The 13,242-nt window shown below is 45.4% G+C and carries 9 protein-coding genes; 4 read left to right on the forward strand and 5 right to left on the reverse strand.

Annotated elements, in window-relative coordinates:
- The first annotated feature begins 133 nt into the window (after positions 1-133).
- Together ppk1 and L0659_RS11850 are read left to right on the forward strand one after the other, a co-directional pair.
- Positions 134-2,230 carry a polyphosphate kinase 1 gene (ppk1, locus tag L0659_RS11845; RefSeq protein ID WP_235126215.1) on the forward strand — a complete coding sequence of 699 codons (2,097 nt, stop codon included), beginning with the start codon at positions 134-136 and terminating at the stop codon, positions 2,228-2,230.
- Between the two features lie 207 nt (positions 2,231-2,437).
- Positions 2,438-3,031, forward strand: a complete 594-nt coding sequence (locus L0659_RS11850; RefSeq protein ID WP_235126217.1) for a TetR/AcrR family transcriptional regulator — start codon at positions 2,438-2,440, stop codon at positions 3,029-3,031.
- On the opposite strand, the gene epsC is transcribed toward L0659_RS11850, so the two are convergent.
- On the reverse strand, positions 3,024-3,854 hold the full coding sequence (gene epsC, locus L0659_RS11855) for a serine O-acetyltransferase EpsC (RefSeq protein WP_235126218.1): 831 nt from the start codon (positions 3,852-3,854) through the stop codon (positions 3,024-3,026). The two genes, L0659_RS11850 and epsC, sit on opposite strands and share 8 nt — an antisense overlap.
- 193 nt (positions 3,855-4,047) lie before the next feature.
- On the opposite strand from epsC, the gene L0659_RS11860 reads away from it, so the two are divergent.
- Positions 4,048-4,971 carry an alpha/beta fold hydrolase gene (locus L0659_RS11860; RefSeq protein WP_235126220.1) on the forward strand — a complete coding sequence of 308 codons (924 nt, stop codon included), beginning with the start codon at positions 4,048-4,050 and terminating at the stop codon, positions 4,969-4,971.
- Positions 4,972-5,160: 189 nt separating this feature from the next.
- Here the strand turns inward: L0659_RS11860 and L0659_RS11865 are convergent, their stop codons facing one another.
- Positions 5,161-6,264 carry a T9SS type A sorting domain-containing protein gene (locus L0659_RS11865; protein ID WP_235126222.1) on the reverse strand — a complete coding sequence of 368 codons (1,104 nt, stop codon included), beginning with the start codon at positions 6,262-6,264 and terminating at the stop codon, positions 5,161-5,163.
- Between the two features lie 138 nt (positions 6,265-6,402).
- Entirely contained in the window at positions 6,403-7,467 is a 1,065-nt protein-coding gene (locus tag L0659_RS11870; protein WP_235126224.1) for an isoaspartyl peptidase/L-asparaginase family protein, read from the reverse strand.
- Positions 7,468-7,581: 114 nt separating this feature from the next.
- Between L0659_RS11870 and L0659_RS11875 the strand changes: the two genes are divergently transcribed.
- Positions 7,582-9,444, forward strand: coding sequence for a glycoside hydrolase family 2 protein (locus L0659_RS11875; RefSeq protein ID WP_235126226.1), 1,863 nt, complete (start codon positions 7,582-7,584; stop codon positions 9,442-9,444).
- A gap of 200 nt (positions 9,445-9,644) precedes the next feature.
- Here L0659_RS11875 and L0659_RS11880 read toward each other — a convergent pair whose 3' ends face one another.
- On the reverse strand, positions 9,645-11,915 hold the full coding sequence (locus L0659_RS11880) for an NADP-dependent malic enzyme (protein WP_235126228.1): 2,271 nt from the start codon (positions 11,913-11,915) through the stop codon (positions 9,645-9,647).
- A gap of 94 nt (positions 11,916-12,009) precedes the next feature.
- Entirely contained in the window at positions 12,010-13,218 is a 1,209-nt protein-coding gene (locus tag L0659_RS11885; RefSeq protein ID WP_235126229.1) for an MraY family glycosyltransferase, read from the reverse strand.
- Positions 13,219-13,242: the final 24 nt, after the last annotated feature.

Genomic DNA, 13,242 nt, shown 5'->3' on the forward strand with positions numbered 1-13,242 from the left:
TTAAGTTTTGAATGAAAGAAATAACACCGGATGCTTACCGAACTTTGTTAAATCTTTGTGCCGCAAAGTTAGATCCTTACCGGCCAAATGTATTTATATTGTAGCAAATTTTGAATCTTTTTTACCTTAATCAATGATAGATGTTGCTTATCCCTACTTCGATACAAATCTAAGCTGGCTATCCAATAATTACCGATTATTACTGGAAGCCAATGACGAAACTGTACCGGTGAGGGAACGTTTACGTTTTCTTGGCATTTACGCATATCAAACCAAAGAATTCTTCCGCGCACGTGTTCCCAGCCTGCTGGCCATGGGGGAGGTGAGCAACGATATCCGTACCAAACTCAATCTTTTCCCTGAGTCATTGCTGGAACATGTTTACGAAACGGTTGAAAACCAGCTGCGTGAGTTCAACGACATTTTACTTACAGGAATACTTCCGGCGCTGCATGAGCAGGGCGTGCATTTATATTATCGGGAAACATTTGCGAATGAGCATCTGAATTTTCTCAGGAAATTTTTTGTCGACAAGCTTTTCAGGCATTTGCAACCCGTTTTTCTGGACAGCCGGAGAAGCTCGAAAATGGCTTTTTTCGAATCCAAACAATTGTATCTGGTCGTAAGGTTGCAGCATAGGGACGATACGGAAGAAGATTGGTATGCCATTGTAAACATCCCTTCTGAGCCGTTCGGACGGTTTGTAGAATTGCCGGAACTTGATGGCAAGAAACAGGTTACTTTCCTGGAAGACGTGATCAGGGAAAATTTGCCATTGCTTTTTCCGGGTTATGATGTTTTGGAAAGCTACGCATTGCGGGTTGAAAAGGACACAGAGCTTTCGATAGAAGACGAGTATCCGATGCAGCTTGCCCAGCGTATATTGAAACAGCTCGAAAAACGAAATTTCATTCAGCCAGCCCAGTATTTTTATGAGTCGGGTATGCCGTTGTACATGCGGGAATATCTAGTCAGCAAGGCCGGGATCCCGATGAACGAGTTTTACGAGCGTGGACATTACATTTATATGCAGGACCTGATGACCTTTCCGCAACTATCGCGGCGGTTGGATTATCCCGTTCAGCGCCCGATCCAGAACCCCGATTTCGACGACACAACTTCCGTTTTTGAATCCATACAAAAGGCAGATCAGCTGCTGCATTTGCCTTACCATTCTTACGAGCCTATTGTCCGGTTTTTTAATGAGGCTGCCGTTGATCCGCATGTGCGGGAAATCCATGTTTCGCTTTATAAGATCAGCCCTAATTCCTTTATACTGAACTCACTGATCAGCGCTGCCCGCAATGGTAAGCGGGTTACGACTTATGTGGAACTCAATACGAAGCTGGACATTCAGGAGAATCTGCATTGGTCAAAAAAGATGCGGGATGCAGGCGTAAAGATCATTCTGAGCGTGCCGGGCCTGAAAGTGCATGCTAAAATTGCTTTGGTCAAACGCAAGGTTCACAAAGGCTGGGAACGATATGCATTTTTCGGAACCGGAGGTTTTTACAGGCTTACCAGCCGGGAACTTGTGGATCACGCAATGCTAACAAGCCATAGGGAACTGACCAACGAGCTGGAACTGCTTTTTGGATATTTGTCAACACAGGATGAGCCGAAAAAGTATAAATATTTACCATTCAACAATCTATTTGTAACACAATTTACACTCCAAAAACGGCTTTTGGATCTGATAGACCGCGAAATTGCAAATTGTAATGCCGGACTGAAATCCTTTGTGACGATCAAGATCAATCAGCTTCAAGACCATATGCTGATCGATAAGATCTATCAGGCTGGCCAGGCCGGCGTTCCGGTGCATGTGATCGTCAGTGAAAGTTGCGGGCTCATTTCGGGGTTACCATCGATCAGTGATAACATCGTCGTCAGCCGCCACGTGGACCGTTATGTGGAGAACACGCGCATCTTTCATTTTGCCAATCGCGGCAACGATGAAATGTATTTGTCTTCCTGCGACTGGACGCACCGCAACCTGCACCGCCGCATTGATGTATGTTTTCCGATCCTGGATGAATCGCTCAAAAATCAAATGCGTCTTGTACTCCGGAACTATGCAAATGACAACCAAAAATCGGTCAGGCTGGATCTTTATCAGAATAATTTGAGGATCACCGATGACTCCCGTGGCAAGATTCGCGCGCAGGAATCGAATTACCGGCTGGTCGAAAAAATTGAGAAAACCGGGCCGTCGAAAAGGGCTGAATAAAACATTTTCAGGCGTTTAAAAAAATTTTTTTACGCTAAAATTTTATAATCCGCTGTTAGATTTAATCTGGCGTGTTTGTAGAAACAAATAAATGAAGACAGGAAATTTTTTGAATAAACGGGCCAAAATCCTCTTGAGCGGTAAGGACTATATGTTTATATTTGAATGCATATCATTCTGACTCCATCTTAAAATCAGCATTATAGTATGGGAATAGTAGAGCGAAGAGAACGCCTCAGAATACAGGTACGTTCGGATATCGTCAAAACAGCAAAAGAAATAGCTCGTGAGGACGGGTGGACAGCGGTCTCTATCCGCAAAATTGCTGAAGTGATTGAATACAGCCCTCCGATTCTCTATGAATATTTTGAGAGCAAGGATAAGTTGCTTGAAGCGATCCGCATGGAAGGCTTTGATGTTTTACAGGCGGAGTTTTCAAAAATCAAGACCCATTTCAGCAATCCTCAGAAGCAGTTGGCAGAAGTAGCGCAGCGCATCTGGGTGTTCGCTATCGAAAATCCGGAGGTTTTTCAGGTAATGTTCAATCTGGAAGGCGCTTATTGCGATTCCAAGAATGTGTACGGAAAAGCCATGAGCATTAAGGGCAATCCGGTGTGGGAAATGATCGCAAGCCTGCGTCCGAGATCGGGCGAAATGGTCACCAAAACCTACTATGAATGGTGGTGCCTTACTTACGGTTTTATCAGCATTACCATGACCACACAGCCCAGATATGCGTTCCCGCAAGCTGAGCCCGTGTATATGGAAGGCGTTCGCAGATTTATAAGAAGTATTATGTAATAGACGGTGTCTGCTGGCGTATCTCTATTTTGCTCTGGTGATAAACCTGCGAAAATGGAGGTACGCTTCGCACCAGCCAGGCATTCCCGCCGATAATTGAATCGTGGCCTATCACGGTTTCTCCACCTAAAATCGTCGCATTGGCGTACACCACCACATTGTCTTCAATGGTCGGATGGCGCTTGCTCGAAGCAAGTGATTTGGATACAAATGTTGCCCCTAATGTTACACCCTGATACAGTTTCACATTGTTACCGATGTGCGTCGTCTCGCCGATTACAACGCCGGTTCCGTGATCAATAAAAAATGAATGTCCGATCGTAGCATTCGGATGAATGTCAATACCAGTTTGGCTATGTGCAAACTCGGTTAGCATTCTGGGCAAAAGTGGGATGCCGGCAAGCGCAAACGAGTTGGCAAAACGGTAAGTAGCAATCGCCATAAAGCCCGGGTAAACCGAAATAACTTCCTCAATGCTCACCGAAGCAGGATCATTATCCGTAATGGATTTGGCATCCAGCAGCAGTTTTTCATAAATCCCGGGGATCTGTCCAAACACATCGTCCAAAATTTCTTCCTTGCTTTTTTCCAGTTCAGGTAGCAGCGGTTCCAGCATGCAGTTCAGACTGTTGCGTAAATCAGCATATTTCATCGCAATGTCTTTGCTCGGGCAGCTCGGACAATCCTTACTGATCGGAAAAAGGAAATTAATAAGGTCCTGAATAAACTTACCCGCATCCTGCCTCGAAGGTAACTGATAGCGATACTGCTCATTTTGCTCTGCCAGGCGCTGGAAGAACTGGTTTTGTTGGTTGGTTGTCATCAACAGTAGAAATTTGACTTAGATAGCCCGGAATCCTGGCATCAATTTTTATACTGAACACATAATTGACCGGAAAAATTTAGTTCAGGCTGGTTCTTTAAGAAACACGTCCTAAATTTCACACTTTGTCTAATTATAATCGTATATTGAAATATCCTGTGAAGTTATAAATTACAGTAACATTACTGAATGTATGCCAAGTTTTAAATTTTTGCGATCTGTAATTGTCGTTTTTTTCATATCCATTTCGCTAAGTTCCTGCTTTTCCCGGTACATTATCTCAGCCAAACAGGTAAGGAAACATTATGCAGCGAAGAAAGTAAAACCCGAGGAACGCATTATAAAAAATGACACGCTTGCACTTTGTATTGCGAGTGTCGGGGCGGATACATTGCCGATGTTACTGCTCATCCACGGCGCGCCGGGTTCGTTGTGGGGCTATATGAATTTGATGGATGACGAGGATCTGCAAAAGCGTTTTCATATTGTTTCCGTAGACCGCGTAGGTTATGGGAAATCCCGCCTTAAAATGAAGAAAAAGCGCCGTTATGTAACTTCCATCGCAACGCAAGCCAACGCACTTTTACCGGTTTTTGAATTAAATAAAAGCAAAGAAAAAGTAACTGTGCTGGGCAGGTCCTATGGTGCACCCATTGCCGCCAAGCTGGTTTCGCTGGAACCGGACAAGGTTAAGGAACTGATTATGGTTTCGCCTGTGATAGATCCGGAAAAAGAGAAATTTTACTGGTTTTCGAAATGGGGCAGGAATTCATTTATACAGTTATTCTTACCCGGTGAATTTAATACGGCCACGGCCGAGAAATACAGCCATTCGGATGAGCTCAGGAAATTGTTGCCCGTTTGGCATAATCTCGACCTTCCCACAACCGTAATCCAAGGGGGAAACGATTGGATAGCAGATCCGGCTAACATTGATTTTGCTAAAAAACACATTAAAAGTAAGCGTGCCCAATACATTTTTCTGCATAAAGCAGGGCATATGATCACCTATACGCATTTGTCGATGATCAAAGAAATGCTTTTGAAAAGCCAGTTGTTCGAAGACAAGATCACGTCAATTGATATGTCTAATGCGACCGGGCAGGCGGCGAATTAAGATCGAACTACATATTGATACAAAGAAAATGGCTGATCATATGATCAGCCATTTTTCTGAATTATAATTAACCTATGATAAATACGGAGATCAAATGCTTGATACAAGAGCCATATTTACATTAGACGAAATTTCTGTTTTATACCATTACAATGTAGTGTAGGATTTAATAAAGAATGCTAAATAAGATTATCGCAGTACTTTTTGTGACACGGCATCATTTTCGTTTGCTGCTTTGATAATATAAATGCCTTTGGCAAGATTGCGCATATCAAATTCCTCCTGAACTGAAATTACTGGCCCGCCACTCTTCATTTCTTTAATAACCCTTCCCCGGATATCAATAAGTTGCAATGTTACGACAGAGCGTTTTTTGCTATATGCTTTTACTGTTATAAACGTCTCAGTAGGAACAGGATAAGCTTCAATGGCCATGGAAACTTCCGCAGACTTTACATTGGGCGTTGAAGTGATCAGGCCGCCATTGGCCGCCGATTCGTAAGGAGGAATCTCAACAGTCGGGCCGGGCTTATCGACCACGGTAATCAGGCCTTCACGGTAAGATTCAGAAATGGCAACTCCGTCCCGCCATTCGGACACGACCATTGCGAATATGTAATTCCCCAAAATCTCAGGAGCCTGCCAAATGAGCTGATTCACAGAGGGAACGACTTTAAATGTTCCGGTGCTGCTCACTTCATTGGGATACATATAAGTGTGTTCCAACATACGAACGCCGCACTCGCCCGGCGAAGGCTTGCTTAGTTTGGGAAGTTTTACGGTAATGCTATCGGCATCAGCAACAGTTGGTTTGAGATCAATTTTGAATAACTGTTTTACACCCGCTTCAAAGACCAGATTAGGAAGGACAGGCGTGGAATTAGAAACCTGTGTGTTAATAACCGTCCAGAAAAAGGCTTTCGTATCAAGAGAATTTGGCAAATTCAGAATTCCTGGAGACCGGTTTTCCATTGAAACAGAAATCTGGAATGTTCCGGAAGAAGGATAGGTGTGCGTTCCGTCATAATCCGACATCAGCACATCACCGGACAGCGCTTCCGTTTTCGATCTTTGAAATTCTTTGGTAGAACCATCACCAAAACACACCAACACATTTGTTTGAGCCGTTGCAGCTGCTTCACCGACGTTCCTGTCAAAGTATAACCGAACTTTGATCTTATAATTTTGGCCGGAAATATGCGAAGCCATGATCTCACCGCCCCGGATATGCGTCGCAAAACAAAGCGGAGAAGCCAGTAAGATCAGAAGAAAAACCTTGTAAACTGATTTCATAGAGTAAGGAAGCTGAATGTTACATTACTTAATCCAAACGACGAAACGCGCCTGTTTTGTATTACGGGAATAAGAAACAAGTGCATTAAAACACCTTTTTGTAACCGGCGCAAAACCGACTGCCGAAAATGCTTCAAATCAGTCCTTATAAATCAGGATCTCACTTTTTCCGTCGCTTTTGATATAACCGCGATACATGCCTTCGCTGTTGAAGGGCATTGCGATATTACCGTTTCTGTCCACTGCAATAATGCCGCCCTCACCGCCGCGCTCCACCAGTTTTTTCATGACCACTTCATTAGCAGCATCTTGTAATGTCATGCCTTTATATTCCATTAATGCAGAAATATCGTAAGCAACGACAGAGCGGATAAAATACTCGCCATGTCCTGTTGCGGAAACTGCACAAGTAGCATTGTTGGCATATGTGCCAGCGCCAATGATGGGCGCGTCGCCTATGCGGCCGTATTTCTTGTTGGTCATGCCGCCGGTAGACGTTCCCGCAGCCAGATTCCCGAATTTGTCCAGCGCGACACAGCCTACTGTCCCAAATTTTTTGCCTTCTGTAAATATCAGATCCTCATGCAAAACCGAGCCCGTTTTCGGTGCTTTTTTTACTTCCTGTTTTTCTTTTGCATCATGATCCAGTTCTGTTTTTTCCTGCTCTTTGGCGCGCTGCAATGCTTTAAACCTGGATTCGGTGTAGAAATAGGAGGGATCGACAATGGCCTGGCCCTGCTCTTTTGCGAATGTTTCTGCTCCCTTACCAGCCATCATGACATGCGGGGACTTTTCCATCACTGCTATGGCCGTGCTGATTGGGTTCCGGATCGTGGTAACACCTGCTATGGCGCCAGCTTTCAGGGTTTTGCCTTCCATAATCGAAGCATCCAGCTCATTTTTGCCTTCATTGGTAAAAACTGCGCCTTTACCTGCATTGAAAAGCGGCGAATCTTCCATTACCCTGATCGTTGCTTCCACCGCCTGCACGCTTGTCCCGCCACTTTTAAGCACGCCGTAACCCTTTTGTAATGCGGTGTTAAGTACTTCCTTATAAGCTTTTTCCTGCTCCGGCGACATGCTGGCACGGGTAATGGTGCCAGCCCCGCCGTGAAGGACGAGCGTAATTTTATCCGAATAGTCCTGCGCAAATGCAGACGAGCCGGTCAGCAGCAAAATAGCCACATAGAAGAGCTTTTTCATAGGTTGGGCTTTGAGTGAGTTATTTCAAAGCTAAGCAAAATGATAGTAGAGCCGTTTCCTGCAAACCTTTTAAATTTGAATTTAATTAACATCTTGTTCAGTAACTCAAATTTAATGAAAACAGCACTGCTAGGATTGGGATTACTATCATGCGTCCTGAGCTTCGACTCGGTTGCGCAGAAGTCTCCCGAATGGAAATATGTTGAAGGGAAAATCGTATCGCCCTGGGCGGAAAAGGTAAATGCAGCCAATGTCCATCCGGAATATCCGCGGCCTCAAATGGTTCGCCAGAATTGGGTTAATATCAATGGTCTATGGAATTTTTCAATTGTTCCAAAGCAAGCGTCGGAAACCAAACCTGCAACTTTTGACGGAAAGATTTTGGTTCCTTTTGCAGTGGAATCGGCATTGTCGGGCGTAGGTAAGACGGTGGGGAAAGATAGTGTGCTCTGGTATCAGCGGAACATTGATTTTGCACCAAAATTAAAAGATCAGAGAGTGCTCCTGCACTTCGGGGCTGTGGACTGGAAATGTGACGTGTTTGTTAATGGAAAGCCAGCGGGCTCGCACCAGGGCGGCTATGATCCATTCTCTTTTGACATTACGGACCTTTTGGTGAAGAAAAAACAGCAGGACATCAGCGTTCGCGTTTGGGACCCGAGCAGCGACGGCCCGCAGCCGAGAGGCAAGCAGATCAAAAATCCGCACGCGATCTGGTACACGCCTGTAACAGGGATCTGGCAAACCGTTTGGCTGGAAACCGTTCCAGCCACGCATATTGCTGATTTTAAGCAAGTTCCTGACATTGACAAGCAAACCCTGACCGTTACGACAACGCTCAAAAATGCAGGCGCAACCGACAAAATCAAGGTTGTTGCTTTGGATGGCCCGACCAAAGTGGCCGAGCAGGAAATCGCATTCGGCGAAAATGCGGTGCTGAACATTGCCAATGCAAAATTATGGTCACCTGAAAACCCATTCCTGTATGACTTGCTGATTACAGTGACCCGAAATGGGAAAGTGGTTGATGAAGTAAAGAGCTATTTCGCGATGCGTAAAATTTCGATGCAAGCCGATGCCAACGGCATTCAGCGCATGGCATTGAATAACAAGTTCTTATTCCAATACGGCCCGCTGGATCAAGGCTGGTGGCCCGACGGTCTCTACACCGCTCCAACAGACGAAGCATTGAAATTCGACATTTTGAAAACCAAAGAAATGGGCTTCAATATGATCAGAAAACACGTGAAAGTGGAGCCTGCGCGCTGGTATCGCTATTGTGATGAGCTGGGAATGCTGGTGTGGCAGGACATGCCAAGCGGCGATATGGGCAATAACTGGGAGCAGCGCCCCGGCATTACGGGCGATGAAACAGAAAAGCAGCGCACGCCGGAATCAGAGAACATTTATAAAACCGAGTGGAAGGCGATTATGGATGCCAATGACCACTTTCCGTCTATCGTGGTCTGGGTTCCTTTTAATGAAGCATGGGGACAGTTCAAAACAGAAGAAATCACCAACTGGACCATGCAATATGACCCTAGTCGCCTGGTAAACAGCGCCAGCGGCGGGAATTTCTTCCCAGTCGGCCACATTATTGACATGCACAATTATCCTGCGCCAGTGATGCCGCGACCAGACATCTTCGGTGCAAAACAGATCATTGTACTCGGTGAATTCGGCGGCTTAGGCTTGCCAATCGACGGTCACGTGTGGCAGCAAAAAGATAACTGGGGATATCAGAGTTTCAAAAACCCTGAAGAACTTTACGCCCGTTACGAGTCTTTCGTAAAAAGGTTCGAACCTCTGATCAAAAAAGGCCTATCAGCCGCAGTTTACACGCAAACAACTGACGTTGAGATAGAAACAAATGGTCTGATGACCTACGATCGCAAAGTGATCAAATTCCCCGAAGCAAAGCTAAAAGCAATCCATATGCCGCTTTATAACGCAGAATGGGTGAAGTTGAAGCCGTAGGGAAGGTTACATTAGCCTTGTCACACTGAGCGTCCACTTGTCACACTGAGCGGAGTCGAAGTGACGAGCACAACGCCCTGTCACACAGAGCGGAGTCGAAGTGACGAGCACAATGCCCTGTCACACTGAGCGCAGTCGAAGTGTTAGCAGTAACGCACTTCGACTCCGCTCAGTGTGACAGGGTTTATGTTAACGACAGTCTACTTCTTCATCTGCGCTTCTACGACCGCTATCGCTACCATATTTACAATTTCCCTTACAGAGCTTCCTAATTGCAATACGTGAACCGGTTTTTTCATTCCGAGCAGGATGGGTCCGATGGTTTCCAGTTCGGCTGCTTCTTTCAGCAAGTTGTAGGCAATGTTACTTGCTGACAAATTGGGGAAAATCAGCGTGTTAGCGCCGCCATCAACAAGGTCGCTGAATGGGTGGTTTTCTTTTAAAAGCGCTGTATTGAAGGCAAGGTGCGCTTGCATTTCACCTTCGACGATCATTGTCGGATTTCGCTTTTTCAGGATGGCCGTTGCTTCCCGCATTTTTACTGCGTCTGTTCCGTCTGCGCTTCCGTAGTTGGCATATGTTACCAATGCTATGCGAGGCTGAATATTGAAACGCTCAACGGCTTTTGCCGTCAGTTCAGTAATTTCAACGATTTCGTCAACGGTTGGGTCGAGGTTAACGGTTGTATCCGAGAAGAACAATGGGCCTTTTGGGGTAAGCAGGATGTACATACCCGCCACTTTGTTCACGCCCGGATCTTTGCCGATTACGTGCAATGCAGGACGGATCGTGTCCGGATAAGTCCGCGTAAGACCGGAGATGAGCGCGTCGGCTTCTCCGTTTTCCACCATCATCGACCCGAAATAGCTTCTGAAATAAATGCTTCTGTGCGCTTCAATCGGCGTTAAGCCCTTTCTTTTGCGCTTTTCAAAAAGCAAATTGGCATAAGTATTGATAATTTCTTCATTCTCATCTGCGCGTGGATCAACAATTGAAACATCACCCAGATCCAGCTTGCTTTCTTTGATCAGATTTAAAACAATGTCTTTGCTGCCCAGCAGGATCGGGATCGCAATGCCCTCATCACGAACCTGTTGCGCTGCGCGAAGCACCTGAATGTTCTCTGCATCAGCAAAAACAACTCGTTTTGGAGCCAGTTTCGCTTTGTTCAGTATCACGCGGGAAATTTGCTCGTTGCGGCCTAAACGGCTGGAAAGTTCCTGTTCGTAAGCGTCCCAATCTGTGATCGTTTTACGGGCAACGCCTGTTTCTATGGCTGCTTTTGCCACAGCCGGCGCAACAGTCGTTAATAACCTTGGATCAACAGGTTTTGGAATGATATAATTTTTACCAAAAACAATGTTTGTTTCATTGTAGGCAAGATTCACAATGTCCGGAACCGGTTTTTTGGCAAGATCAGCCAATGCATGAACAGCTGCAAGTTTCATGGCCTCATTAATCTCCGTTGCGCGCACATCAAGTGCACCCCGGAAAATGTAAGGGAAACCAAGCACATTATTCACCTGGTTGGGATAATCGGAGCGACCCGTTGCCATAATCACGTCTTCACGTGCTTCAACAGCATCAGGATAAGGAATTTCGGGGTTAGGGTTGGCCATAGCAAGCACTATAGGGTGGTTCGCCATCGATTTCACCATGTCCTTTGAAACAATGTCCGCAGTAGAAAGCCCCAGGAACAAGTCTGCACCAACCATTGCATCTTCCAGAGACTCGTAAGCCACCTCCGTTGCAAATTGCCGCTTCATATCTGACAAATCAGTCCGGCCATTGTGAATGTGGCCTTTGGTGTCAAACATGGCAATGTTCTTAGGATTCGCGCCTAACGCCAGGTAAAGTTTTGTGCAGGAAACCGCCGAAGCGCCCGCACCGGAAACCACCACACGGATATCGTTAATATTTTTGTTAACCAATTCAAGTGCATTCAGCATGGCTGCGGCGCTGATGATGGCCGTTCCGTGCTGGTCGTCGTGCATGACAGGAATGTTCAGTTCTTTTTTGAGGCGCTCCTCAATTTCGAAACATTCCGGTGCTTTGATATCTTCCAGGTTGACTCCGCCGAATGTTGGTTCCAGGATTTTAACCGTCCTGACAAATTCGTCGACATCTTTTGTATTTAATTCAATATCAAAAACATCAATGTCCGCATATATCTTAAAGAGAAGTCCTTTTCCTTCCATCACTGGTTTCGAGGCCTCCGGGCCGATGTCGCCCAGTCCGAGCACAGCCGTTCCGTTGCTGATAACAGCCACGAGATTACCTTTTGCGGTATACAAATAAGCATCTTCAACATTAGCAGCGATTTCGAGACATGGCTCAGCAACACCGGGAGAATAGGCGAGTGAAAGGTCGCGTTGGGTGCTGGTTTCTTTGGTTGGGATTACCTGGATCTTGCCAGGACGGCCTTTTGAGTGGTAGTATAGGGCGTCTTCTTTTCTGATCTTTTTATTCATACCTGTTGACGATTATTTCGTGCTAAGGTACAAACATTAGGTGCAACGCAATGAATTTACGGCGGTATTAAACGCTGTTTTTGAAGTCAAATTTTTACAAATCCCTGAGAATGTTGTTCGAAGAACTCAGATCATCCCCATTGAAAGAAGGACTATTTGCCAGGTTCTTCCTTTTTTTTACAGACACGACACGCTTTTTAAGGAAGTGCGCAAAAATCATATACGCGCCGAACATCCCTATGTATATGTAAAGCGAAGCGGTGTTGGTAATGTTGCCGTGAAATGTAAAAAACAGCGTCGTATTCATGATCGTTACCATCCAGAGCGAGCAGGATGCCCAGAAATGGTTCAGGCCATTATCGATGAGGATATGGTGCATGTGATTCCGGTCAGCGACGAATGGAGATCCGCCCTTGAAAATCCTGACAATGAATACTCTGAGTGTATCGAAAATAGGCACGATCAACAAAACCATAACGATGATCGGCGCATTGAAATAAGCGCTTGGATCGTGCAGGTAGCCCACATTCAAGGATAGAAATTCGACTGAGAAAATAGAAAGCAGGTAACCGACAATCAGCGAACCGGTGTCGCCCATGAAGATTTTGCTTGTTTTGGAAAAATTAAAACGCAGAAAACCGAGTAGCGAACCCGACATGGCAAAGGCCAGACAACCGAAGGAAAAATGGTCATTAGCAATAAACCAGATCCCAAAGCCCAGCCCTGCGATCAGGCTGATGCCGCCGGCAAGCCCATCAATTCCGTCGATGAGGTTAATGGCATTAATGATCGCGATGAAAATAAATACAGTAAGCGGAATGCTTATAAAGTCAGAAACGCCATGAATGCCGAAGATCCCGTAAAAATTATCCACCTTGAAATTACCCATCGCCACGAGTATCAGTGACGCAAATATCTGGATAATCAGCTTTTTGGTTGGATCAACAGCCAGGATATCATCTTTAATACCGAGGAAAAACAGGATAATCACACCCGTCATGGCCAGGCTGATCAGATTGGAATCCAGGATATTTTCAGAATGCGGCCATAAAAAATAAGCGATCAGCGTTGCCGCAAATATCGCTATGCCACCCAAAGTAGGGGTTTCTGTTTCATGTGAGCTTCTGAAACCAGGTTTTGCTGTCAGATGCAACAGGTTCGACAAATTAATGATGATCGGAATGCTGATGATAGACAGGAAACAGGCGATCAGAAACGAAAGGAGGCATTGGTAAACATCATGGTGAATAATGTTGTTGAAGTTTCCTTCGCTCAATATATGTAGTGGTAACTTTAATTCCATAGTGCCTGCCAATGTAATAGCCTG

Source organism: Dyadobacter sp. CY347 (genome assembly GCF_021502655.1).
GTDB lineage: Bacteria > Bacteroidota > Bacteroidia > Cytophagales > Spirosomataceae > Dyadobacter.